The 26,347-nt window shown below is 40.9% G+C and carries 26 protein-coding genes; 23 read left to right on the top strand and 3 right to left on the bottom strand.

Translation table 11 applies throughout. The features are described from left to right. The first annotated feature begins 4 nt into the window (after positions 1-4). The 21 genes from Q0110_RS00130 (at position 5) to Q0110_RS00030 (ending at position 21,222) form a co-directional block, all read left to right on the top strand. Positions 5-1,273 (top strand): ABC transporter ATP-binding protein, encoded by a 1,269-nt coding sequence (locus Q0110_RS00130; protein ID WP_297900495.1) that lies wholly within the window; start codon positions 5-7, stop codon positions 1,271-1,273. Between the two features lie 13 nt (positions 1,274-1,286). Next, positions 1,287-1,856: an alpha-1,2-fucosyltransferase gene (locus tag Q0110_RS00125; protein ID WP_297900493.1), complete on the top strand. Its 570-nt coding sequence runs from the start codon at positions 1,287-1,289 to the stop codon at positions 1,854-1,856. A gap of 201 nt (positions 1,857-2,057) precedes the next feature. Further along, the gene (locus Q0110_RS00120) at positions 2,058-3,056 is read left to right on the top strand and encodes a glycosyltransferase (protein WP_297900490.1); all 999 of its coding nucleotides are present in this window, start codon (positions 2,058-2,060) and stop codon (positions 3,054-3,056) included. A gap of 5 nt (positions 3,057-3,061) precedes the next feature. Beyond that, the gene (locus tag Q0110_RS00115; protein WP_297900488.1) at positions 3,062-3,481 is read left to right on the top strand and encodes an adenylyltransferase/cytidyltransferase family protein; all 420 of its coding nucleotides are present in this window, start codon (positions 3,062-3,064) and stop codon (positions 3,479-3,481) included. Positions 3,482-3,486: 5 nt separating this feature from the next. Further along, on the top strand, positions 3,487-4,365 hold the full coding sequence (locus tag Q0110_RS00110) for a LicD family protein (protein ID WP_297900486.1): 879 nt from the start codon (positions 3,487-3,489) through the stop codon (positions 4,363-4,365). Between the two features lie 10 nt (positions 4,366-4,375). Continuing rightward, entirely contained in the window at positions 4,376-5,578 is a 1,203-nt protein-coding gene (locus Q0110_RS00105; protein WP_297900483.1) for a glycosyltransferase, read from the top strand. 8 nt (positions 5,579-5,586) lie between these two features. Then, on the top strand, positions 5,587-6,309 hold the full coding sequence (locus tag Q0110_RS00100; RefSeq protein WP_297900480.1) for a glycosyltransferase: 723 nt from the start codon (positions 5,587-5,589) through the stop codon (positions 6,307-6,309). A 134-nt stretch (positions 6,310-6,443) separates the two neighbouring features. Further along, positions 6,444-7,403, top strand: a complete 960-nt coding sequence (locus tag Q0110_RS00095) for an EpsG family protein (RefSeq protein ID WP_297900477.1) — start codon at positions 6,444-6,446, stop codon at positions 7,401-7,403. Then, positions 7,403-8,302, top strand: a complete 900-nt coding sequence (locus tag Q0110_RS00090) for a glycosyltransferase family A protein (protein WP_297900474.1) — start codon at positions 7,403-7,405, stop codon at positions 8,300-8,302. Before Q0110_RS00095 ends, Q0110_RS00090 begins: the two co-directional genes overlap by 1 nt. Beyond that, positions 8,284-9,264, top strand: a complete 981-nt coding sequence (locus tag Q0110_RS00085) for a hypothetical protein (RefSeq protein ID WP_297900471.1) — start codon at positions 8,284-8,286, stop codon at positions 9,262-9,264. Before Q0110_RS00090 ends, Q0110_RS00085 begins: the two co-directional genes overlap by 19 nt. Positions 9,265-9,268: 4 nt before the next feature. Beyond that, positions 9,269-10,366, top strand: coding sequence for a glycosyltransferase (locus tag Q0110_RS00080; RefSeq protein ID WP_297900468.1), 1,098 nt, complete (start codon positions 9,269-9,271; stop codon positions 10,364-10,366). Beyond that, positions 10,363-11,514, top strand: coding sequence for a glycosyltransferase family 4 protein (locus tag Q0110_RS00075; protein WP_297900465.1), 1,152 nt, complete (start codon positions 10,363-10,365; stop codon positions 11,512-11,514). The genes Q0110_RS00080 and Q0110_RS00075 overlap by 4 nt, the downstream gene beginning before the upstream one ends. Further along, positions 11,507-12,556, top strand: a complete 1,050-nt coding sequence (locus tag Q0110_RS00070; protein WP_297900462.1) for a glycosyltransferase — start codon at positions 11,507-11,509, stop codon at positions 12,554-12,556. The genes Q0110_RS00075 and Q0110_RS00070 overlap by 8 nt, the downstream gene beginning before the upstream one ends. After that, positions 12,553-13,431 carry a glycosyltransferase family A protein gene (locus Q0110_RS00065; RefSeq protein ID WP_297900460.1) on the top strand — a complete coding sequence of 293 codons (879 nt, stop codon included), beginning with the start codon at positions 12,553-12,555 and terminating at the stop codon, positions 13,429-13,431. The genes Q0110_RS00070 and Q0110_RS00065 overlap by 4 nt, the downstream gene beginning before the upstream one ends. Before the next feature lie 20 nt (positions 13,432-13,451). Then, the gene (locus tag Q0110_RS00060; protein WP_297900456.1) at positions 13,452-14,336 is read left to right on the top strand and encodes a DUF5683 domain-containing protein; all 885 of its coding nucleotides are present in this window, start codon (positions 13,452-13,454) and stop codon (positions 14,334-14,336) included. Positions 14,337-14,341: 5 nt separating this feature from the next. Beyond that, positions 14,342-15,487: a glycosyltransferase family 4 protein gene (locus Q0110_RS00055; RefSeq protein ID WP_297900453.1), complete on the top strand. Its 1,146-nt coding sequence runs from the start codon at positions 14,342-14,344 to the stop codon at positions 15,485-15,487. Beyond that, entirely contained in the window at positions 15,484-16,089 is a 606-nt protein-coding gene (locus Q0110_RS00050) for a hypothetical protein (RefSeq protein WP_297900450.1), read from the top strand. Before Q0110_RS00055 ends, Q0110_RS00050 begins: the two co-directional genes overlap by 4 nt. Further along, positions 16,086-16,673 (top strand): sugar transferase, encoded by a 588-nt coding sequence (locus Q0110_RS00045; RefSeq protein WP_297900448.1) that lies wholly within the window; start codon positions 16,086-16,088, stop codon positions 16,671-16,673. Before Q0110_RS00050 ends, Q0110_RS00045 begins: the two co-directional genes overlap by 4 nt. Beyond that, entirely contained in the window at positions 16,666-17,808 is a 1,143-nt protein-coding gene (locus Q0110_RS00040) for a DegT/DnrJ/EryC1/StrS family aminotransferase (protein WP_297900445.1), read from the top strand. Before Q0110_RS00045 ends, Q0110_RS00040 begins: the two co-directional genes overlap by 8 nt. Then, positions 17,793-19,352 (top strand): polysaccharide biosynthesis protein, encoded by a 1,560-nt coding sequence (locus Q0110_RS00035; RefSeq protein WP_297900442.1) that lies wholly within the window; start codon positions 17,793-17,795, stop codon positions 19,350-19,352. Before Q0110_RS00040 ends, Q0110_RS00035 begins: the two co-directional genes overlap by 16 nt. A 25-nt stretch (positions 19,353-19,377) precedes the next feature. Next, entirely contained in the window at positions 19,378-21,222 is a 1,845-nt protein-coding gene (locus Q0110_RS00030; RefSeq protein WP_297900439.1) for a hypothetical protein, read from the top strand. A gap of 98 nt (positions 21,223-21,320) precedes the next feature. On the opposite strand, the gene Q0110_RS00025 is transcribed toward Q0110_RS00030, so the two are convergent. From Q0110_RS00025 to Q0110_RS00015, 3 genes are all read right to left on the bottom strand, one after another. Continuing rightward, entirely contained in the window at positions 21,321-22,277 is a 957-nt protein-coding gene (locus Q0110_RS00025) for a GNAT family N-acetyltransferase (RefSeq protein WP_297900436.1), read from the bottom strand. Between the two features lie 145 nt (positions 22,278-22,422). Continuing rightward, positions 22,423-23,373: a helix-turn-helix domain-containing GNAT family N-acetyltransferase gene (locus tag Q0110_RS00020; protein WP_297900433.1), complete on the bottom strand. Its 951-nt coding sequence runs from the start codon at positions 23,371-23,373 to the stop codon at positions 22,423-22,425. Positions 23,374-23,671: 298 nt separating this feature from the next. Beyond that, entirely contained in the window at positions 23,672-24,532 is an 861-nt protein-coding gene (locus tag Q0110_RS00015) for a hypothetical protein (protein WP_297900430.1), read from the bottom strand. Positions 24,533-24,978: 446 nt separating this feature from the next. Between Q0110_RS00015 and Q0110_RS00010 the strand changes: the two genes are divergently transcribed. Beyond that, positions 24,979-25,233, top strand: coding sequence for a hypothetical protein (locus Q0110_RS00010; protein WP_297900427.1), 255 nt, complete (start codon positions 24,979-24,981; stop codon positions 25,231-25,233). 798 nt (positions 25,234-26,031) lie between these two features. Then, the coding region (locus tag Q0110_RS00005; protein WP_297900424.1) for an Arm DNA-binding domain-containing protein at positions 26,032-26,347 on the top strand (316 nt) is incomplete at its 3' end.

Here is a 26,347-nt window from a genome sequence, read left to right as displayed (position 1 = left end):
AGAAATGAGTGATATAGCCATTCAATTTGACAGTGTAGGAAAACTATACAGGCTGGGGACAGTCGGTACGGGAACTCTATCACACGACTTGAACCGCTGGTGGAAGACCGCCATACTTCGTCAGGAAGACCCTTATTTACGAATAGGAGCTACCAATGACCGCAGCAAGAAAGGAGAAAGTGATTATGTTTGGGCATTGAAAAATATTACTTTTGATGTACAACAGGGTGATGTGGTCGGAATAATAGGTAAAAACGGTGCCGGAAAGTCCACTCTGCTTAAACTCCTTTCACGTATAACCTCGCCTACAACGGGTGTCATTCGTGCACGGGGGCGAATCGCCTCATTGCTTGAAGTGGGAACCGGATTTCATCCCGAAATGACCGGACGTGAAAATATATACATGAACGGTTCCATCATGGGAATGACCCGACATGAGATTTCCGGAAAGTTGGATGCCATTGTTGATTTTGCGGGAATAGAGCGTTATCTGGATACTCCCGTAAAACGATATTCCAGTGGTATGACCGTCCGTTTAGGATTTGCCGTTGCCGCATTTTTGGAACCGGAGATATTAGTAGTGGATGAGGTATTGGCTGTGGGCGATGCCGAATTTCAAAAGAAAGCCATCGGTAAGATGCAGGATGTATCGAGAGGTGAAGGAAGGACGGTACTGTTTGTCAGCCATAATATGGCGGCAGTGAAGAGTTTATGCAATAGAGGTGTTGTGTTGGAAAACGGAATACTTGTATTTAAAGGCAGTGCCAACGAAACCATAGACCATTACCTCCAATCTTCTACCTTGAAAGATGATAAATACATCATCAACGGCATACGCTATAAAAAAAGCGGAATAAATATATCACGGATAGAATTAAATCATACCGAAAAGTGTTATTCTGTTGTCTCTTCCGGCCAGCAGACAATGAACGTCATTATTGAAGGCGAAATTTCCGAAGATATGATGACAGATGTAATGTTGATTTTTAAAACCCGTAATGAAATTCCTGTAGCTGCTTTGGCTGATGGGCATTGCCGAGGTATCATAGAAAGAATTCCCAAAGGGAAATTTAAAATAGAAAGAACGATTAAGTTTCCGAAATATATAAGTACAGGTGATTATTTTATAGACCTGTATCTTCACCATCCTATGGTGGAGTACCAGTTGAAGGCCCCTCATTGCGCAGAAATACATATTGATGGTTATCAAGAAAATTATGGTAGACCATTAAGATTGAATGAAGAAGGATTTATGGGACTTGAGACTGTTTGATATGAGGTGTAGCATGAATGGATTTAAGAAAAAATACATTATAAATATTATGGGAGGACTTGGTAATCAGATGTTTCAATATGCTTTTGGTATTGCTTATCAACATAAGACAGGAATCCCTGTCATGCTTGATACGTATAAGGCACGAGATAGGAGTCTGCAATCAGGAACGAAGTGCGATATGTTTTTAGATGCCTTTCAGTTGCATTTAAATGAGATACCTCTAAATGTATTTAATCGTTGTGCTTTTCATTACCGCAATGGTATAGAACATATTGTCGGCTTTCTCTTAAGAAAATTAGGTACAGTGGTATGTAAAGATGTAACCGATATTAAGGACTCCTATATTTATAATGCGTTCCTTTTAAAGCCAGCAACTCATTCTTTGTATGTAAGTGTTTTTTTTCAGAATCCTAACTATTTCAATAAGTATAGAGACTTCTTATTGAATGATTTCAGACTGAAAAGAGCTATCTCTTCGGATAGCCAAGTGTTGAAAGATGAAATTTTAAGTAAAAAAATATCCGTTGCAATACATGTGCGCCGAGGTGATTATGTGCACTATAGTAGTGATTGCACCTAAAGATTGGTTGGTAGATCGACAGTTAAATGAAAAGGTTGGTATTTATATGAACAACAGGATTAAAATCTAATCAAATATGCCAATGGCTACTGTTATGGTATCTTAAAATTTATTTCGTGGTGTAAAATATGGTATCTGTATGATAGTATGATAAGATGTTATCGTACTTGGAAATCTGATAAACTGATAAATAAAACAATAATGAGAACTCCAATAATAAGCATAATTGTTCCTGTTTATAATGTGGAGAGTTATCTTTCATGTTGCATAGATAGTATTCTTAATCAAACATTCTCAGATTGGGAACTATTACTTATAAATGATGGTAGTAAAGATGGCTCTGGCACTATTTGTGATTTATATGCGAGTAGGAACAATAGAATCAGGGTTTTCCACCAAGTCAATCAAGGAGTAAGTTCTGCAAGAAATCAGGGAATAGAACTGGCTAAAGGGAAGTATCTCATGTTCATTGATGCAGATGATTATGTGGCAGAGAATATATTAGAAAAGATGTTGTATCCGGCAGAAATATATAATATAGATGTTGTATTATGTGGGGTAACAACTTCTTCTGATATAAAACTTAACATCCCTACTTATCGGGTGTTGCAACATGATTTTATTATGAATGGATTATACCCTTTATGGTTTAACGGAGGTTGTAATCTAAATTCCGTATGTGCAAAATTGTATAGAAGAAAAGTCTTTCTGAATAATGACATTCGGTTTGAGAACCGTAGGCGTGGCGAAGATTGGTTGTTGAATATCAAGCTGTTCCAACGTATAAGGAATATATATTATCTTCCGTTACCGCTTTATATATACGTGAGGCATGCGGATAGTGCCATGACTGCTTATTTACCAGAACAATTTGAATTATGGATTGAGAATAGGAATATATGGCATCATATCATAGAAAAGTATAGGCTTCGGATTGATGATAAATCATTCAATACACAATGGATTACAAAAGTCTTTTACTATTTGCTCTTTGTAGTATATAGTGATAATCAATACAGAAAAAAGTTGGCAAATATTCTCCATTCCAAGGAATTATATTCTGCCTGTTTGAATAGCTATTTGGTAAGACCTTATAGCTTCCAATTACTCAAAATCTTGTTGAAATGGCATCGGCATATTGAAATCATTTTTTTATTGAAAATCATGTCTTGGTGGATATATAAGCATAGTAAAAAATGAAACAGATGTATAAAATAGGATATACTACCGGTGTATTTGATATGTTTCATATAGGACATTTGAACATATTGAGACAGGCTAAAATGATGTGTGAACATTTGATAGTTGGTGTAAGTACTGATGATTTGGTAAAAGAATATAAGCATAAACTTCCAATTATTCCTTATGAGGAACGTATTGAGCTCCTTCGGGCTTGCCGATATGTAGATGAAGTGGTTCCTCAAGTAAATAGGAATAAGATTGAAGCATACCAGCGAATCTTATTTGATGTAATGTTTGTGGGGGATGATTGGCGTGGCAGTAAATTGTTTGAGGAAACGGAAACTTTTCTGAGAATGCAAGGAGTGGATGTTATTTATTTCCCTTATACTCAAGATATATCATCCTCTATCTTGCGTGAGCGTATTAAGAAATTGATATTATAATTATTATGGTATTATCTATAGAGCAAAAGGAACTTTATGTGGAAAAAATATTGGAGATAGCTAAGTATTTTGATAATTTTTGTTCAAAACATGGATTACGATATTTTGCTATTGGTGGAACAGCTATTGGTGCGTTAAGGCATCACGGAATGATACCGTGGGATGATGATATTGATTTTGTTATGCCTCGCCCAGACTATGAACGCTTTTTAATGCTATCCAAAAAAGAGTTATCTTCGCAATATGATATTTTTGAACATCGTATGAATAAATCTTTTCATCAATCCATCTGCAAGATGTGTGATGCTAATACATCATATTTGGATTCATGGAGGTATGATTGTGTATTAGGAGCGTTTATTGATATTTTTCCAATGGACGGAATGCCTGATACCAATGAGCGGGGACGTATAGACTATTTTCTTACTTATTACCAGATGCGTAGAATAGCTGAGGCGATTAATACACATTATTCATTTCGAGATTTACTTGGAGCTATTTATCATATGGACATAATAGGTATTAAGAGTCAAATATATAGTCATTTTTATCATCTATTGCACAAAGATAATGATATATATATAAAATGTGATAACTATCTTATGAGATATCCTTATGAAACATCTGAATATGTAGCTTATTTTGGAACAAATAAAGGAATAAACGGTATTTCAAAAAGGGAATGGTTCAATGATTATTATTATGTTCCATTCGAAGATTTTCAAGTAAGATTACCAATAGGAATTGACAAATATCTTACGCGAGTTTATGGAGATTACATGACTCCTTTGCCTGTTAGTGAACGGGGATCTTTGCATTCATTTGGTTACTTGAACTTGAATGAACGAGTTCCGTTAAATATCGCTAAGTCTTTTTCAAGATAGTGTTTCGTTTATGAGATTTCGCATACTCATCAATCTCCACTATCTCGAAATCGGTGGTGTCGAAACCAGTCTTATCGGTCTGTTGCAAGCTCTTGATCCGAAACGGGTAGAGGTGGATTTATTTCTAAATGACCATCATGGCGAAATGATGCAGTTTATTCCTGAATGGGTAAATATATTACCTTCAATATCTGCATATACTATGATAGAGCGTCCAATAAGCGAAGCTCTACGGAAAGGTTATTTTCGTATTGTGCAGGCAAGACTTTGGGCGAAATATAAGTTTCACAGATACGTCAAGCGAAAATGTCCGATAGATGGCAGTGCGATCTTTGGGTATGTAGGCAAGTATGTTACTCCCGTTCTTCCGTCATTGAACAAGTTTGGACATTATGACTTGGCAATTTCATTCCTGACTCCTCATAACATTATCCTAAACAAGGTAAATGCCAAGAAAAAAATCTGTTGGATACACACCGATTATTCTCATATTGATGTAAATAAGGAATTAGAACTGCCCGTATGGAGCGGATATGATTATATCGCCAGTATATCTGCCAGTGTGACAACTAATTTTTGTGCAGCATTTCCGGCCCTTAGGGATAAAATTGTTGAAATAGAAAATATTCTGCTACCTACATTCGTCAGGATGCGAGCAGAGGTAGAACCTATACCCAAAGAGATACGCAAGGAACAGAATGAAATATTACTTCTTACTATAGGAAGATATTCTTACCCCAAAAAGATGGAGGAAATTCCTGTAATATGTCGTCTTTTAACAGAGAAAGGAATACGAGTAAAATGGTATATCATAGGTTATGGACAAAGTGATGAGTATATCCGAAAGGTTATTACACAAGAAGGTATGGAGAAACAAGTAATTCTATTAGGAAAAAGAACAAATCCTTATCCATATATCAAGGCGTGCGATTGGTATATACAGCCATCCCGTTACGAAGGAAATTCGGTTGTGGTACGTGAAGCTCAGATATTACAGAAACCGGTTATTATCACGGCGTATCCTACGGCAACTTCACAAGTGAAGAATGGGATAGATGGAATTATTGTTCCTTTGGACGTTTCGATGTGTGCGGATAAAATGGCTGTGGCATTAAACAATGAGGAACTTAAAAATAGGATTGTGGATTATCTCTCAACCCATGATTATGGAAACGAATCGGAGGTTGATAAAATTTATTCGTTGATTGTTTAAAATAAGAAATGATACCCAAGATAATACATTATTGTTGGTTTGGTCGTAATCCTCTTCCGAAGTCTGCCAGAAAGTGTATTATTTCGTGGGAAAAATATTTTCCAGACTACGAAATAAAGGAATGGAATGAAGATAATTTCGATGTGAACAGCATTCCTTATACTCGTGAGGCATACGAACGGAAAAAGTATGCTTTTGTAAGCGACTATGCCAGATTCCACATTCTGTATCACTATGGCGGTTTGTATTTTGATACGGATGTGGAGGTAATCCGTCCTATGACCGATGTTGTGGAACATGGTGCTTTTATGGGTATGGAATTATTGTATGGGGTCAATCCGGGATTGGGCTTAGGAACTGAACCTTTATGTGAATTTTACAAGGAGGTCGTCTTATATTACGAGCGTTTGCATTATATAGATAATTATGGAGATCCATTTCCCGGAACAGTTGTAAGCCATACCACCCACTTGTTGCAACAGCATGGATTGGTTCTGAAAAATGAGCTGCAACAAGTGGCGGGTATATGGATATATCCCAACGATTACTTTAATCCATTGAATGATGCCACAGGCCGGTTGTACATCACTCCAAATACCCGTAGCATACATTGGTATGCCAAGACCTGGTGTGACAACTACGGGCCGGTACGAATTTGGGTGACTCGGTGGGTACATCGGATCTTTGGAATAAATAGTTTGCAAAGATTGAAAAAGTATATACATATTTGATGGATGCTTCATTATATCAGCCTCTATTTCTGGCAATCATTGCAATATTCTGTTTGATAATAGGTTTTGGTTATTTGTCTTCGCCTGATTATCAGTTGCAAGAAAGGCCGGGAAATATTCTTACGCCTCTTCTCATGAGTATCTTTTTTGTGTTCTGGATAGGAATGCGCCCCATTAGTGGAGTCTATTTTGGCGATACAGCTAATTATGCAAGGGAGTATATAAACAAAGAGGTAAGTATTGTAGAAATGGATTGGCATAGCGAGTGGATTTGGCAATGGCTGATGATGATGTGCAAGGGAACGGGAATGAGCGTGCATGTATTCTTTACCATCGTGGAAGCCGGATATATCCTTTCGGCTCTGTGGGCCGTCAAGCGGTTTTTACCGTTCAATCCCATGTTGGGAATGCTTTTTGTATGGGCGTCGCTGATGTTTTTCTCTTTCGGTACGAATGGATTGCGGAACGGGCTGGCTTGCCATTTCATATTGCTTGCTATTTCTTTCTTATATGATGATAAGTATGTTATAGGAGGCATCCTTTGTTTGGTAGCATTCGGAATACATCGCAGTGTCATGTTACCTATAGTGGCTACGCTGGCAGGGATTTTTTTGATAAAGAATCCACAAACAGCTATTTATATTTGGTTTGCCTCTATTGGAGTTTCTATAGTGGCAGGCGATGCCGCCACTTCTTTTTTAGCATCGCTTGGTTTTGATGACCGAATGTCGAGTTACACCCTTGGTGACAACAATATGTCTCAGTTCTCACAAACCGGTTTTCGTTGGGACTTTCTGCTTTACAGTGCCATGCCTGTCCTCATGGCATGGTATGTATGTGGCAAACGACAGATTCAAGACAATTGGTACAATGCGCTTTGTGTAACCTATTGCTTGTGCAATGCTTTTTGGATACTGGTTATCCGTTCCTCGTTCAGCAACCGTTTTGCCTATTTGTCATGGTTCCTTTATCCTATTCTGATAGCATATCCGCTGGTGAATCTTCCTGTTTGGCAAGACCAAGACAGGAAAACCGGGATTATCCTATTAACATATTGCGGATTCACATTGTTCATGCAATTGGTTTATTGGTAATGAAGACATTGACCATATTTACCCCTACGTATAACCGCTCCCATACACTTGAGCGTACCTATCGAAGTCTGTGCCGACAGACTTGCAAGGACTTTGAATGGCTGGTTGTAGATGATGGTTCTACGGATGAAACTTATAGTTTGGTACAAGGTTGGATAGACGAAAGGGCAATCCTCGTCCGTTACATATACAAAGAAAATGGAGGGCTTTATACCGGTTATAATACAGCTTATGCCAATATACAGACCGAACTAAATGTTTGTATTGACAGTGACGATTTTATGCCGGACAACGCAGTAGAGTTGATAGTAAAAACATGGCGTGAACGAGGAAGTGAAAACCATGTCGGTATTATCGGCTTGGATTATTATTATGGAAGCAACCGTCCCATTGGCGGCAGGTTTCCGGATACGATGACGGAATGTTTCTTTCTAGACCTCTATACAAAGCGAATACATGTAGGAGACTCTAAACTGGTGATGCGTACTGATTTGATGCAAAGTGTAGCCCCGCAGGTCGGTTTTCCGGGTGAGAAGAACTTCAATCCCGTCTATATGTTGCTGCAAGTGTGCGATGATTATCCACTGCTGGTTCTAAACGAAAACCTTTGCATTGTGGAATATCAGGAAGATGGAAGTATGTCAAGGAACATTTTCAGACAATATGCGGATAGTTCCCGCAGTTTTGCCAAAATGCGTTTATTGGAGATGCAGTTGAAACGTTCTACATGGATAAACCGGGTACGTAGTATCATCCATTATGTATCTGGTTGTATTTTGGCTAAAGATGGTGAGTGGTTGAGCAAATCACCTTATAAATTGATTACGGTTGCAGTTGCTCCATTAGGATGGCTGTTATCAGTATATACAAAATATAAGGCATGCAGACTTATTCCATAGTCATACGCACTTTGGGTACAGGAGGTGATAAATTCCGACAAGAACTTATTTCTATCACCAAACAGAGTGTACAGCCCGAACAGGTACTGATTTATATAGCGGAAGGCTATTCCCGTCCTAATTTTACCATCGGAAAAGAAAAGTATATATGGGTGAAAAAAGGAATGATGGCACAACGCATATTGCCTTATAATGAAATTACCAGTGATTGTATCCTGATGCTGGACGATGATGTTTGTTTGGCTGTGGATAGTGCGGAACGAATGCTGGCTGTAATGGAAACATATAAAGCTGATTGTGTGGGAGCAGACACATTCAGGAATCAGGATATGCCGTTTAAAGGTAAATTATATGTTGCCGTAACAAATCTCGTATTTCCGCATTATAGCAGAAAATGGGCTTTCAAAATACATCAGAATGGCTCATTTTCTTACAATAATCATCCGGTGAAATCTTTCTATTGGTCGCAAAGTTGTGCCGGTCCTGCATCTTTATGGAGGAAAAACATATACCACCAGCTTCACTTGGAAGATGAGCTGTGGCTCGACAATTTAGAATTTGCTTATGGAGATGATGTTTTAGGGTTCTATAAACTGTATAAAAACGGTTTCCGTTTGGGGATTCTTTATGATTCCGGCATCTCACATTTGAATGGAGGCTCGTCAAGTAGTGCTTTTAGGAAGAGTCCGCAATGGATGTATATTCGTACGAAGGCTTCATTCGTCATTTGGTGGCGCACATGCTACAAACCGGGAGACACTTCATTGGTGGAACGAGTACTTGCTTTACTTGCTTTTGGCATAAAAACGGTTTGGTTGTTTTTCATTGTTTGCCTTGCTGCTGTAATAGGAAAGAATAGAAGTTTCATTTTTCATTATATAAAAGGTGTGATGGACGGATGGTGTTTTGTACACAGCACATACTTCCGTTTCCTTCCCAACTACGTGATACGACAATCTTGAACCTATGAGAATATTGCATGTCATAACTTCCTTGCGTGCAGGAGGAGCGGAACACCTGCTTGTCGATTTATTACCAAAGTTGAAAAGCACGGGACATCAAGTAGACTTATTGCTGTTTGATGGAACATACACTCCTTTCTATGAACAATTAGAAGAGCAAGGTATTGAAATATATTCTTTAGGACATGGGATGTATTCCATGTATAATCCCCTGCATCTGTTTCAGTTGAAAAGAATTATGCGAAAATATGATGTAGTGCATACCCATAACACACCCTGCCAGTTATTGGCCGCAATAGCAAGTGGAAGAACACCTTTGTTGGTCACTACAGAGCACAATACTTTTAACCGCCGCCGCACTTGGAAAGGGTGGAGTGCTGTTGATAGATGGATGTATGGCAAATATGCACGTATTGTCTGCGTAAGTCAATCGACGGAAGAAAAACTAATAGATTATCTGCAAGATGATAGTATTTGCAAAAGGATTATTACTATCCCAAATGGCATTAGTCTGGAACGATACCGCAATGCTGTTCCGGATGAAAATTTGCGAAGACAATATACGGGTAAACATATTGTGATTATGGTTGCGGCATTTCGTCAACAGAAAGATCAAAAAACATTGATATGTGCCATGAAACAACTTCCCGAAACGTATGTATTGTGGCTGGTCGGTGAGGGAGAGAACAGATATGAATGTGAGATGAAGGTGGCATCATTAGGGTTAAAAGATAGAGTTTTATTTCTTGGTAACTGTACAAATGTGCCGTCTTTGCTTGCTGTTGCTGATATTGTGGTGATGTCCTCTCATTATGAGGGATTTTCGTTGTCAAGCATTGAAGGAATGGCATCGGGCAAACCTTGTATTGCCAGTGATGTTCCGGCATTGAGCGAGATTGTCGGTGGTGCGGGAATGCTGTTTCCATGTGGGGATGCTTGTCGGTTATCTGCACTGATACAACAGGTGTGTGAGGACAAGATTTTGTATCAGCAAGTGACCAAACGGTGCAGAAAGCGTGCTATGCGGTATGATATTCTGAATATGGTCGCAAGTTATAAATGGATTTATGAAAGTGCAATAATAAAAATGAATGATTTATGAGAATCGTTTATTGTCTGAATAGCATACGTTACTTGGGAGGAATCCAGCGAGTGACGATAGTGAAAGCGAATGCGCTGGCAGAAATAGTAGGAAATGAAATTTATATCATTGTAACTGATAATAAAAAGGGGTATTTGGTTCATCCGTTATCTTCCAAAGTACACTTGATTGATTTAGATGTTAACTATTATCAAAATGATTGGAAATCCCGTTGGTATGTACTGCATGAGATTCTTATAAAAAGGAAGGTGCATAAAAAGAGATTGTCTAAAGTGCTTTATCAAATTAAACCTGATATTGTAATATCCGTGGGGCAATCTGAAAAGTATTTATTACCTTCTATTAAAGGGGACTGGGCAAGTATAAGGGAAATGCATTTTACTAAAAACTACAGAATGTTATATGCTCATTCATTGAAAGATAAAATAATGGCTTTTTGTAGTGATTTATATGATTATTACTATAAAATAAAACAGTATGACCATATTGTAGTTTTGACCAACGAAGATAAAGAAAATAATTGGAATGGAAATAATCGTTTATCCGTTATTCCTAATCCCCTGTCTTTCTCCAGAACATCGATAGCTCCATTAAAAGAGAAAAGAATCGTAGCTGTAGGCAGATTATCACGACAAAAGAATTATATATCATTGATCCGTGCTTTCCGATTAGTGGCAGGTAGACATCCGGACTGGATATTGGAAATCTATGGTGAAGGAGAAGAACGAGGGTTACTGCAAAATATGATAGTTCAATTAAATTTAAACTCTAACGTATTTCTAAGAGGTTATACTTCGCAAGTACAGGAAAAGATACAACATGCTTCTTGCTTTGTATTTTCGTCCTTGTTCGAAGGTTTCGGACTTGCTATTGTAGAAGCGATGTCATGCGGTATTCCGGTAGTATCTTATGCCTGTCCGTGTGGGCCTAAAGATATTATCACTGATGGTAAAGACGGCTTCTTAGTATCGGTAAATGATGAAAAGACATTAGCCGAAAAACTAAGTTATATGATTGAGCATGAAAGCAGACGTATGGAAATGGGAAAAGCTGCTAAAGAAAAGTCTGAGAGGTACACATTAGAGTATATTATATCTGTATGGATGGGACTATTTAAAAGTCTGATAAAAAAACAACAGTATGAATAAAGAGTATCTTTTAAGCATTGTTGTTCCTGTTTACAACCTTGAGAAATACATAGCAAGATGTATTAATTCTTTATTAGAACAAGGACTGACTCCAAATGAATATGAGATAATTATCATTGATGACGGTTCAACGGATAATTCATTGTCAATCTGTCGCAATTACGAAAAACAACATCAAAATATCACGGTCAGAAGTCAATCCAATAAAGGACCGGGACTTGCAAGAAATCTTGGGTTAGACTTAGCACAAGGTGAATATATTTATATGGTTGATGGAGATGACTATCTTATTCCGAATGGCTTGTCTTTTATTTGCAGGAACTTTATTCATCTACATGATTTTGATTTAATTACATTCGGCTATACAATAGTGAAAGAATATGTTTGCTATGGAAAGCCAGAAGGGGAAATCGTGTATGAGGGACAAGCATGGGACTTTATACTAAAATATAGAATACCGCCTAGCTCTGGATACTCTTTTTTTGTAAAAAGGAGTTTTTTGGAAAAATATCATTTGAGGTTTTCTAATTATATGATAAATGAAGATATTTTATTTACTTTTTCTTTATTACTTTTAAACCCTTTCATTTTGTGCCTATCGTGTAATTTTTACCGATATGTTATACACGATAATAGTATCTGTACTACAAGAGAGAGAACTCATAATAGAAAATGTATCAATGATCACATTTCTTCTGTAAAAGAAATGTATGGATTGCTTGAAAAGTATCAGCTTGAAAAATACAATTCGGACTTATTCAGACGATATACAAAAATGTTCAATGATTTAACCTTTTACATGTATAAGAAAATTTTGTGTGCTGAATACGACATAAAAGAATACAAACAAATTGTAAGTGAGTTTGTATCCCTTCAACTTCTTCCGCTTGGAGTCATAGGAAGCGGTATTAAATGTAGAGTAAGTCGTTTTGTCATTAATATGATGATGAAATTTCCTATAACCTATAAACCTGTTTGCTTTTTATATAATAAAATCTTCGTGAAGTATATTCTTACAATTAAAAATAAGATATACGCATGAAAATCTCCGTTATCATACCCATCTATAACGTAGCTCTATACGTGGAAGAATGTCTCCGTTCCGTACTGGAGCAAGATTATGAAGATTTGGAAATCATCATTGTGGATGATTGCGGAACAGATAACAGCATGGAATTGGTTGAAAATATGGTTTTTAATAGTTCAAGGGATATTTCCATACTCAGGCATCATTCCAACAAAGGACTTTCGGCCGCACGAAATACTGGAATAAGACAGGCTACGGGAGACTATCTTTTTTTTCTGGATAGTGATGATTACATTGAACCTTATTGTTTGTCTTGTTTAGCACAAATAGCCGGAATATATCCTGAAGCAGATATGGTATATGGTTCGTCAAAAGCAATTCCGGAAAGACCTATTCCGGAAGATATTGTAAGTCGGATTGATTTAAACGTGTTTTATGATGATAGGAGGAAAATAAAAAAAATGATTTTAAGTTATTCTTTGCTTCCAATAGGGATTTGGAATAGATTAATTAAACGTAAATGGTTATTAGAATATCAGCTATTCTTTAAAGAAGGTATTGTATATGAAGATAATCATTGGGATTTTTTTGCGGCAAAGTGTGTAAGACGTATTGCTTTATGTAAAAAAAATATTCATTACTATAGATTTAATCCAAATGGAATATCATATACACAATTTCATAAAAGACTGGAAAGCAAAGATATCATTCTTAAAGATTGGGTGAAAAATTTGGATTGTTGTTGTTTATCCTCACAACTATACGCCATTCTTCATCTTGCCCATACATGCTATGTGATGAGATTTGGAGGAGAAAGCAGGCCACCTTATATACGGGCATTTTATCCATTCATTTATCTGACAAGATTTTTTCTGTTGTACTACAAATAAATAACTAACATAGATAAAATATGAATAAAGGTTTTAAGAAAGCGGTAGAATGCCTGTTGCTTTTGGCTTGCCTGTTTATTTCCATGCCGATAATGGCACAGCAAACCAAACCGCTTTGGATTCAAAAAGGAGAGAAACCCTTGAACAAGGAACGAACTAATGAGACTTATCATTTTAAAGTGTTCAACACATACGATGTGGATGCGAACAGGCTGAAGACCGAACGCTTCCGGCCTTTGCTGACTTATGTGCGTGAACGTTACGGAGCGAATTTCAAGCAGATGGAGCTGGACAGTGTACTATATGTGGGCAATGATACGCTGACAACTTATCGCATTGAGTTTACTGACACATTAGGAATGGCAGGGGTGGTTCATGCCCGGAAAGTAGATGAATACTTAGCTTTTGAGGACTATGTGGACAACACTTATCAGTTTGAGTATTACCAGCTCTACGCTATCTCGGAAAGAGATTCCGTACCTGTTTTCGATGAATTTGAATTGACACGGACATATAACCATAAGGCGTTGTTCCTGTCATTGATTCCCGGTATGGGGCAAATCTACAAAGGACAGAAAGCAAAAGGTTACACTATTTTGGGAACGGAAGCCACGCTGGTAGTCTCAACTATTGCTTTTCAGATGAAGAAGCATTATTGCGGTCGGAAAGCCAATGAACAATGGGAAGTTAGGGACAGTTGGAAAAGCAAAGAAAGAGGATGGAGGCAGATGCGTAACCTGTGTATCGGATTGGCCGGAGGGCTGTATCTCTATAACCTGATTGATGCGGCCGTAACCAAAGGGAGCCGGCATGTCGTCATCAAAAAGCCCAAAGAACGGCATTTATATATCACTCCGGCAGCCTTACCGGACGGAGCGGCCATGACACTTACATTCAATTTTTGATCAGTATGAGAAAAATAATCCGCATCTCTACAGTTCCCCTGTCACTCGACCTGTTTTGCCGGGGATTGTTGCGTGAACTATCGGAAACCTATGAGGTCATAGCTCTTTCTTCTCCGGGGGAGGAGTTGGAGGCTATCGCCCGACGTGAAGGAGTGCGGACGGTTTCTGTTCCGATGAAACGGCAGATTGCCCCGTGGCATGACCTGCTTTCACTGGTCCGGCTTATCTGGGTTTTCAAAAAGGAAAGTCCGATGTTGGTGCACTCCATCACTCCCAAAGCAGGTTTGCTCTCTATGCTGGCTGCCAGAATAGCGGGAGTCCCGGTACGTGTGCATACCTTTACCGGCCTGTTGTTTCCTACGGCCTACGGGTGGCAGAGGCGACTACTCATGCTGGCCGACAGAATTACCTGTATCTGCTCCACTCACGTATTGGCAGAGGGGGAAGGCGTGAAAAAAGACTTGGCCGGTCATGGCATCACCCGGAAAAATATCGGCATATTGGGGAATGGTAATGTTCGGGGTATTGATTTGCAATGGTATTCCCGTACTCCGGAAGTTATGGCAATGACTGACGTTATCCGGAAAAGGCTGAATATCCGGGAAAGGCAGTTCACTTTTGTTTTTGTCGGAAGATTGGTGCGCGAAAAAGGGATTAAGGAACTGGTGGAGGCTTTCTGCGGTTTACAAGCTGTACATCCTGAAATCCATCTGATTTTGGTTGGCGAAGGAAAAGGAGAGGATGATCTTTTTGTGAGAACGATACGGGATAGAATCACTGCAACCGGCCATATCCATATTGTGGAATGGCAGACGGATGTACGTCCATGGTATGTGGTTGCTGACGCGTTGGTCTTTCCCAGTTTCCGTGAAGGTTTCCCGAATGTGGTCATAGAGGCGGGTGCCTTGGAACTACCATCTATTGTGACCGATATCAATGGTTCCCGTGAGATTATCAGGGAAGGGGAGAACGGGATGATTGTTCCAGCACGTGATTCAGAAGCTCTTTACAATGCCATGGAGTGGATGATAGGACATCCGTCCGAGGTGAGACGTTATGGGGCGAATGCCCGTCCGTTGATCGCTTCCCGATATGAGCAAAAATACGTGTGGTTGTGTCTGAAAGAATTTTATAAAGAAATCTTGCGATGACATCGTTATTAATATACATCAAGCACCATTGCCCGTGGTTTTGGGAATGGGTGGAACAAGTGAACGGTTGGTTATTCGATATGCTTTATCCGGATTTGTCGGTTCGGGCCGGGGAGATACTGAAGGAACATGGTTCGCGGGATTTCAAATATGCCCTTGTTGAAGAGACGGATATTCCGGCTCTTAGCCGATTTTTAAATGGTATACCGGCGGAACATCTGGCTTATTTCAATCCGCATGCATTCAATGAGAAAACATTAAGAAGATTGGTTGAGAACAAGGCTTTTTTAATGATGAAGGTAACCCGAAGAAACATACAGGGGCCTATCGTGGGGTATTTCTTCTTACGTTGTTTTTTTGTGGGGAAGGCCTTTCAAGGGCTTCTGGTCGATAAGGATTTTTGTAACCAAGGCCTTGGTTCCTCCATGTGTGCATTAGCAATGGAAATCTGCCGGGCAATGAATCTGCGTATGTTTACTTCGGTTTCGATTCATAATATAGCCTCGTTACATTCGGTTTCCAAAGCGACCCGTATCACTATCATGGAAGAGCTTCCCGGTGACTATCGGCTAATAGAGTGTACATCCAAACGGGATACATGAAGAAGTTTTTGTTTGACCGCCTGATGGCTTTAATCGGGCTATTGGTGCTTAGTCCCGTTTTTTTGTTCATAGCCCTGCTTATCCGTATGAAGATGCCGGATGGTCCTGTCCTGTTCCGTCAAAAAAGAGTGGGCAGGTACGGAAAGCTATTTACGCTGGTGAAATTCCGGACAATGAAGATGGGGTATGACGGATCAACGGTGAGTGTTGCCGGCGAAAGTCGTATTACTCCTTTAGGGGTTGTCCTGAGAAAGTATAAGTTGGATGAATTGCCGGAGTTATGGAATGTGCTGATTGGGGATATGAGTTTTGTAGGCCCTCGTCCCGATGTTCCTGGTTACGCTGATCGTCTGCAAGGTAAGGCTCGTGGGATTTTGAAGTTAAGACCCGGTATAACTTGTGAGGCCACCTTGAAGTACAGGAATGAAGAAGAATTGTTAGCGGCCCAGCCAGATCCGCGACGTTACAATGATGAGGTTATTTATCCCGATAAAGTGCGTATTAATTTGGAATATCTTGAAAATCACACATTCATCGGAGATATTCGTATTATTCTTAAGACATTATATTTATTACATGACTAAATCAAAAATACACTTATGCCTCGCCCACATGGGGGGAGGAGAGATGAAATATATCCGTGAAGCCTTTGAAAGCAACTGGATCGCCCCATTGGGCCCTAACGTGGAGGCGTTCGAGAAAGAACTGGAAAAGTTCCTTGACAATGAAAAATATGTCACGGCGGTTTCATCCGGAACGGCGGCTATCCATCTGGCGCTCGTCCTGTTGGGGATAGGGGGCGGGGATGAGGTGATTTGTCCCAGTTTTACTTTTGTCGCCTCCGCGAACCCTGTTGTCTATCAGGGTGCGACTCTCGTATTTGTGGATAGCGAGCCGGAATCCTGGAACATGTCGCCCGTGTTGCTGGAACAGGCTGTCAACGACCGTATGCGGATAACGGGGCATCTGCCTAAAGCCATCATTGTGGTACACCTTTATGGGATGCCTGCCATGATGGACGGGATTATGGAGGTCGCCGGGCGTTATGGTATTCCGGTGGTGGAAGACTCTGCCGAAGCCTTGGGAGCGGAATACGACGGGAAATTATGCGGAACTTTCGGAAACTATGGGATCTTCAGTTTTAATGGTAATAAGATGATTACTACCGGTGGCGGAGGAGCCTTGATCTCTCCGACGGAAAAAGACAAGCGACGGGCTTTGTTTTATGCTACCCAGGCCAAAGAGCCGTTTCCTTACTACCAGCATGAACATGTCGGATACAACTACCGTATGAGCAATGTAAGCGCCGGAATCGGGTGCGGGCAAATGGAGGTGGTACACGAACATATAAGGCATCACAGGAGGCTGGCCGCGCTTTATCAGGAATTACTGGCAGACGTAAAAGGCATATCCGTGCATGGCAATCCTACCCCCAAGCATGATAGCAATTATTGGCTCAATGCCATTCTCATCGATCCGGAGATAACAGGAACAGACTGTGTGGAGATACATAGGCATCTGGAATCGGAAGGTATTGAAAGCCGTCCGTTATGGAAACCCCTGCATCTGCAACCGGTCTTTAAGGATATGCCGTGCTATGTCAATGGAATCAGCGAGAATTTGTTTGCCAAGGGGTTATGCCTCCCTAGCGGTCCTTGGGTGAGTGAGCCGGACCTTGTACGAATTGTAAATGAGATAAGGAAATGTATCAGAAAGTAATTAGCTGGTATCTGTCGCGGGAAGCCCTACCTTATTGGTATGTGTTACTGACCGACTGCTGTATCGTATTCGTTTCAGGGATTGTCGCATACGCCGTTAATCACGGGCTTTCAGACTGTATGTTGAACTGGGAAAGGCTGCTTTGCACACTGTTTGCCTGCCAATTCTGTTTCCTGATAGGATTCCGTGTTTTCCACACGTACAGTGGTATCATACGGAAATCCTCATTCCCGGACTTGCTCCGCTCTGTATTGGCATTATTGGTTGGTATGGCGTTTATCCTGCTGTTGTGGTCGTTTTTTCCGGTAGGTTTCCGGTTTTCTGCGTTCCGGTTTCAGGATTTGTTCCTTCAAGTACTTCTTTCCATCGTAGGTATGTGTGGCCTTCGTATTACGGCACAAGTATTTTACGGTCTCTATCTTAAGCGTCATGCCGGTGGTGTATACGGCTGGAGCAATGATGTGTTGCTGAATTTGGAGATGAAAGACTTACTGCCCCGCGACCCTATTCATACGGACATGGTTCCCATCAAGGAAAAACTATGCGGCAAACGTATTCTGGTGACGGGAGCTGCCGGTAGTATCGGGAGTAAGTTGAGTCTGGAGCTTGCGGCTTGCGACGTAGGGGAACTTGTCTTGATAGACCAAGCGGAGACCTCCATGCATGAGATGCGGATGTACATGAGCCGCATCTATCCCGGCATCAAATGCCATACCATAGTGACCGATATATGCCACAGCCACCGCATGGAACATCTTTTTAGGACTTATCGTCCGGAAATCGTTTTTCATGCCGCGGCTTATAAGCATGTGCCTATGCTGGAAGATAATCCGGTGGAGAGCATACTCAACAATGTGGACGGGACGCGGAAGCTTGCATTATTGGCCGTGAAGTATGATGTGGATAAATTTATCATGGTCAGTACGGATAAAGCGGTAAACCCGACCTCGGTGATGGGATGTTCCAAGCGTATTTGCGAGATATATTGCCAGAGTCTGTCCAAATCCGGGAAAGAAAATAGCGGATGCAAATTCATCACGACCCGCTTCGGCAATGTGCTCGGCTCAAACGGCTCGGTCATCTCCATCTTTCGTGAACAAATACGTCGCGGAGGTCCGGTGACGGTAACACACCCGGATATGGTACGTTATTTCATGCTGATACCCGAAGCTTGCCAACTGGTACTGGAGGCCTGTGTTTCGGGACATGGGGGAGAAATCTTTGTATTTGACATGGGTAACCCGGTACGCATTGCCGACCTTGCTAAAAGAATGATCGAATTGAGCGGGAGGAGAAATATCCGGATTGAATATACGGGGCTTCGTCCTGGTGAGAAACTCCACGAGGATTTATTGAAAAAGGAAGAGGAAAGTCAGACCGTATCTTATTGCAGGATAAAGGTCGCCAAAGCGCAGGAGTATGATTTTAAAGTGATAAGCGAGCAGATCGATAAGTTGATTGAAACAGCCCGTACATACGATTCGGAGAAAATCCTCTTGCGGATGAGACAAATCGTCCCGGAATATAACAACAATACATTTTGATAATATAAACAGTAAAAATATGAGTATGGAAATGAAACTAACTAACTTGGTACGCAGAACTGTCGCCTTTCTTGTTGTCGGGATTATGGCAACTTGCGGTTCATCCGTTTTCGCGCAGGAAGACAAGTACAAGGATTACAGGGAAGTTTTTCGTGACACCACCGATTATGTGGCTCCTACAGAGTTGAATGTATACAAGGATTCCATCTTGGATCCCTTGCGTGTGGTGACGAATAGATTCGGCAAGAACTGGTTTGTTTTTGCTACTGGTGGAGTACACTCCTTCAGGGGAGATTATTCCAATTGGGGCAAATTCAAAGGGACTCTTTCTCCTGATTGGGGTATTGGTGTGGGTAAATGGTTTACTCCCGGTATCGGTCTGAAAATGGAATTTATCCGTTCGAATTCACGCGGATACACGGCTTATGAGAACGGGCACTATGGCTATGGGGATTTGCTGTACACGGCAGATGGTACTCCTTACCGCAAGATGAAGACAGGATGGTGGGACATAAGCGGGAGCGCCATACTGAACCTTTCGCGTTTGTTCCTGGGGTATGAGGGCTACGACAGCCCTAAGCGCATGAACCAGTTCATGCTCAATTTGGGAATCGGGGGAGTACACCATATGGGATATGAACACAGTCATGGTTCGGATAACGAATGGAGCGGACATATGGAGCTGCAATACAGCCGTTTCTTCAACCGCAAGAAACGTTTCTCGCTGGACATAAAGGCTCGTGGCATTTTCTACCAGACCAACTTCGATCTGGAATACGGACAGGCCGACCATGCCGCTTTCAAATGGGACTGCAACTTGGGCATAGACATCGGCTTCACCTTCTACCTGGACAAACAGCGTTCCAACGGCTGGGGACGCTCTACTACCCAATTCTACCAGCGGGATTATCGTGAACGCAAGATCATGGTCGTGAAAGTAAAGGAGAAACCGGTACAATACGGAACTGTCACATTCTATGTGTTCTATCCCAACAACTATTCCGGAAGAAACGATGCGCCGCAAGTTCAGGGTGCGACTGTCAATGCGCTGGATTATCTGGCCGGTGGTATCTTCACCCAAAAGCAATATGTCAATAACGGAGAGGTGGCCGATAAGATCTTGAAAGGAGCCTCGCTGAACGGTCTTGCCATCAAGGATATCCCGACGGAGGAAGCCAACCGGGATTTCGAGATAGATTATGTACCGCGAGGATATGAAATGTCCGATGTCCCCCTGTCCCTCAGTTTGGACGGAGAGAAGATGACCGCGTTCCGTGAGAAGGCGGGATTCTATTATGCTCCTATCTTCGACGGGCTTCACACTTGGCGGTACCGCATCGACAATGAGACCTTGAAGCAGCAACTAATAAGTAACGACAACTACATGGAAACCGCGTCATTCGGGTTGAACGCCCATCGTGGCTTGGAAATCATTCGCAAGAATATGGATGTGGATAGCGGAGACAAGCTGGTAAGTTTTGCTGATGTATATGCCGCCATGAAATCCGACGAGGGTTATATCTCACGATTCACGGACGAGAATACCGTGAAATTTATCAAGCGGGTATTGGACGAAGGAGTCATCACCTTGATCCAGGCAGAAGGGCTGGCTACCAGCCAGGATAACTTTACGGGAGCGGATGCCGAGAATGTGGGTATAGAACGCAACACGGCCTTGTCTCAAAACCGTGCGAACACGGTTATCTCTTGGCTGAAGGAAAATGAACGCCTAAATGATGTAGCCTCCCAGATATTCATGGTCAACAGCTTGAATGGGCCTATCCGCACCGTTACAGACAAGAGTACGCGAGGGCTGAACGCTAAATTGAACCGTTGCGTGAAAGTGCGAATCCACTATATGATGAAATGATATTTGTAATCGACGTGCGGCAGAATCGGTTTCGTCGATGATCGTCTGTTCACAGGGATGGCTGTTTCCATCCTTGTGAACATCACGATATATCGCTATCATTCGTTTATTGCCAATTCCATTTGAATATTACATCTCTGATAGGATGTGTTATGCCCGAAAACTCTTTTAAAACCTAATTTCTCATATATATGAATTGCCGGTTTTAGAACCGTGTTGCTTTCTAAGTACAGATTTTTCCCCCCTAATTCTTTCGCTTTATTTATGGCAGCTTGCCCTAAAAGTTGCCCGATACCTTTCCCTTGTACTTTAGGGCTAACGGCAAGTTTGGATAATTCATAATCATAATGTTCATCATTCATTTTAAGCAGGGCGCAGACACCGACGGGTTCGTTTTTGTAAAGTGCTACAAAAATTTCTCCTCCTTTATCTAAAATAAGCTCTTGGGGATTATTGACTGCCGCGTAATCGGTATCTTCCATTTTGAAGTATTTGCTTATCCATTCTTCATTGAGCGATTTGAAAACTTCTTGATAGCAAGGTTCATAAAGTACTATTTTAATGTCCTTGCTTTCTCTTTGCTTTTTTACCTCTTTTACACGTTCCAGCAATGATTTACTGGATAATAAACATTCCCATTCTTCAATGGCTTGCCATAAATCATTATGCGTTTCGGATGAGATGTTTTCTATGGTGACGGTCATATCGGAGCATTCCTCTATGAGAATCTCAGACATTTTTTTCCCTTTGGGAGATAGCATTATCAAGTTTCTTCTTCCGTCGGACTTATCTTTTGTCTCCTTTACAATCCCTCTCGCAACCATTTCTTTTACGATGTTGCTGACCGAAGGGTGTGAATGCCCTATTTCTTTTGCGATGGTAGTAATTGTTTTGGCTTCACCATGTGCTAATACGAAAAAGACTGGAAACCATTTCGCGCGAATATCTATTCCATACATTTTGTGAATAAGTTCGGCATCGTTAGTTATTTTATCGGTTAACATTCGTAGCCTGCTGCCAATTGCCATTTTACCTGTTTGATTGAAAAAATCCATATTCTTTCGATTTTATTTAAGTGAATACGTAATTGATTACGCAAATATAGGGAGCTTTTCCCATATCCGCAAATAGTCTTAGCGCTTTAATCGTTCTAGTAAATATTAATCAGTTGATAACTATGTGATTCCTGAAAAATCACGATCACACTTTTTTCAGCAACTTCTTCACCATATGAAAAGGCGCGTCTTGATACAGTCCAGACTCGTCTAATGACCTGTTTATATGTTCATATCCATATTTTTCATACATAGCAACGGCATTTCCAAACTGATGGTAAGAAACAATGTACATATGTGTATACCCGGCCTTTATTGCCCGTTGTTCTATTAGTCGGAGTAAACGTTTTCCAATACCCTTTCCTCTGAGCTCCGGTCTAAAATGGAATTTTGACAATTCGGCATACCCTTTGGGCAGACCTTTAGTTGGATAGAAACCACCACCGCCCAATATTTCACCACTACATTCAACTACCCAATACTCCGCGTTTTTTATATCAAAGGTCTGGAACATCATATCTGTATGCGGATCATCATAAAAAGTACCTATCTTAGGAGCGCCATGTTCTTCGACCGAGGCACGAAGTATACGGGCAATCGGAATATTATCTTCTTCCTCTATGGAACGTATAATAATTGGCTCAACATTCTTAGGGGCAATATTTGTTTCTATTTCATTCATTATATTATAGATAGAGTCCATACTGTTTATGAGGTCTTGTAGCTGGGCATTATTCAGGTGCGCGAAGATTTCTTCTACAGACTGGTTAGCTGTAGCATCTAAATGATGATAAATTTCACATCCTTTTTCTGTAAGATTTATCAACCCCATGCGATTATCTCTTTCTGTTCCTTTTCGATATATATACCCTTTTTGTTCCAGTTGCTTTAATAGGCGGGAGAGCAAGCCTTTATCCATGTTTAACTCGCCGGATATATCTTTAGAGCTTCTGTCCGGATGCAAATAGATATCTTGAATGACGCGAATCTCGGGAAGTCCAAATTCACTTCCTAAATAATACTTGTTGAGTACGCCTAATAACTTTGTATAATACCTATTAAAGGCTCTTATGCTATTAATATCTTCTTGTTTCATGGCGCAAAGATAATCAACTTAGTTGATAAAGTCAACTAAGTTGATGTATATAGTTTTGTCACGAATTAGGATGTATGTGTTCACGATCAGTGATTTATTACTATAAAAAGGGAATCTATCTCTGGTTATTTTTCCGTAGTCTGATCACTGGTGAATATCATCTTTTCTGTGATATCTTTTCTGCTTCATGGAGCGTGGTGTTTCCGGCCTGTCCAGCCACGCTCCATGTCCCGTAGAGGTAATCGTCTTCTCCGTGCTTTACGCCTGATGCACGGGGTGGCTTCGGGTGTTTTATCCCTTATTGTTGCGAGCGTACATATACGTCCTTGAACTCGCCTTTCGCCACAATCTGCCCGGTCGCGGGGTCGTAGCATTCGGGGTAGATGAACGAATAGGTATTGTCGTCCTCGAAGGTGATGGCGGGAGTGGTATTTATTGTCTGGCCGTCCTCGCTCGTGGTGCGCACCTCGCAGGTCGTGTTGTTTATGCTCCATCTACCGCCGCTCTCATATTCTTTGTCGCCTGCCTTGTAGTAGTTCGTTCCGGTGCCATCTTCACGGTATTCCACCCAAGCCTCGTCGGGTTCATACTGGTTGTATTCTTTCCACTCTCCGTCTTTCTTCTGGTAAGTGGTTTTGAATATCCACTTGCCTACCAGCTTTTCGGCAGGGGTCTTCACCGTTTCGTCCATGCGGGTGAGTCTCCACTTGAAATCTCCCTCTACCTCTTCACCCGTCTCCGTGTCAGTGAGCTTTCCGTATTCGCCCATCTCGAACGAGGTGGCATTCAAGCTGTATATGTTGACGGTCATTGTGGCAAGCGTCAGCGTATTGGCCTCTTCGTCGGTCTTCCACTCGCCCGCGTTGAGCGTGGTGTAGCCGTCGGCTGCCGTGATTGTGCTCATCACGGTACCGTCCGTGCGGATGGTGTAGGTCTGCCCCTGGCCTTCGGGCATGGGGTCTTCCACCCACTTGCCGTCTTGTTTCAGGAAACTGGTTTCGATGTTCCACTTGCCGGTGATGTGCTCGGCAATAGGTTTTAGGATGCCTGTTTCGCTGTCCTTGTCTTTGTTGTCGTCACAGCCCGTAAAGGCGGTCATTGTCGTAAGGCAGCATGCTGCCAAAATGATGTTCTTCAGTTTTAAACAATTCTTTCTCATCTTTTTTATAATTTAATTTTAGGGTTGTTCTTGTACCATCGGCGGCGGTGACAGAAGGGCAAGCATCCACAACTGTATGTTTTTTCGGATCGTTTTCATTTCACGCATATTGTTTTCTACAATGCGGGAAGACGGGACATGACTACCGTAACCGGAGATTTTGGTAAATCTCCCACCGTTCTTTTCCCTCGAAGTCTCAACGGTGATTGCCGGTTTGTAGGTAAAACGGTTGTCCATTATATAGTTTTTTCAGTTTGCTGACACAAATTTAAAGCGAATTTGATTAATTCCCTAATTTTTATATTTATAAATTACACTAAAATTGAAAGAAAAACAATACTTTTTCTTCATAGAAAGCGCTAAAAATAGTTATAAAGATAAAATTCAAGATTTCGAGGGTGTTCCTTTTAAGTTCACTGTCGGCCATTCAAAACGAACCTTCACAGTTGGCAAAACAACGGTATGGGACGGTTGAAACGAACAACCTGCTTGAGATGCTGGGTGTCGAAGCCCTGAATAACATAATCCATAATGTAAAGGAAGCGGTAACCGCCAAAGAAATGGAACAATACCATTTGTCCGAGGTCTTTCCCGAATTGATCCTGTCGGAAATTGAAATATGCCGTCTTGTCATTCAATTTGAGACAGGTGTTGATGGCCCGGTTCGAGGAAACGGGAAAGAACCCGTAGGTATCCCTTGATTGTATTTGGCATCAATGCAAAACTATATTGCTTAGCATTCCCTAATTCTGTAATGAATTTATTTAATGGGTAACCTGGTTCTTTTTCTTTTTTCATGAATAAATTTAATCGTTCAGAAAACGTGTTGCACAAAATTAAAATGGGAAATGAAGATAAAAAGTACCACGAGATAAGTCGATTTTAGAGGTAATTGAATCATACTTGTTCGCTGTAATCCATTTGTATAAAACTGATCATATGCAGTATCAATTATTAATTGACGAGTAGCTTCTGATTTTTCTTGTTGCTTCATAATGAAAATATAACAAAAACATTCATAGATGTATTGGAAAATATTTTCTCTATTTTTACAAAAGAGTTATTTGAAACAATAGAAAAAAACTGCGGAACAAAGTAGTTCGCTCATTTCAAATCCGTTCCTTATTTTGATTTTGTGTTTTGTAAGACTATAATAATCAACAGTATAAATCAAGATATCATTGTGGTTGCGAATGTATTCCATGCCACATAAGTAATATTTAGAAATGCAGTAAAAACAGAGCGGCGATAATTAAACATAAAACGTTTATAATTAAGTATTTTGCGAGAATTGCATAATAGGCTGACCTGTAAAAGAAAACAAAATATTGCGACGTTTCAGTTACCAGACTGTTAGCCACCTGTTTTGGAAACGACGACAGGTAACCGAATTTTTACCAATAGGAACAAAGTGGATTTGTATTCACTGTTTATCAATGTTTTGCATACCAAAGGACGCTTTTCAAAGTAGTATTTTTACAACCTAAAAAAGAGCGTTTATGAAAGTGGAAAAATTCAAGGTGCTGCTCTACTTGAAAAAGAGCGATCCGGACAAGACCGGCAAGGCCCCGATCATGGGACGGATCACCCTCAACCGCACGATGGTACAGTTCGGCTGCAAGCTCTCCTGTACCCCCGAGTTATGGAATGTGTGTGAGAGCCGGCTGAACGGCAAGAGCCGGGAAGCGGTGGAGACCAATGAAAAGATGGAGAGACTGCTGCTTGCCGTACACTCGGCCTTCAATTCCCTCATGGAAAGGAAAAAGGATTTCGATGCCGCCGCGGTCAGGAACATGTTCCAGGGTAACGCGGGCA

It is taken from the genome of uncultured Parabacteroides sp. (assembly GCF_947855115.1).
Lineage (GTDB): Bacteria > Bacteroidota > Bacteroidia > Bacteroidales > Tannerellaceae > Parabacteroides.
The sequence above is the reverse complement of the archived record's forward strand: the minus strand, read 5'-3'. Positions and strand labels throughout refer to the sequence as shown.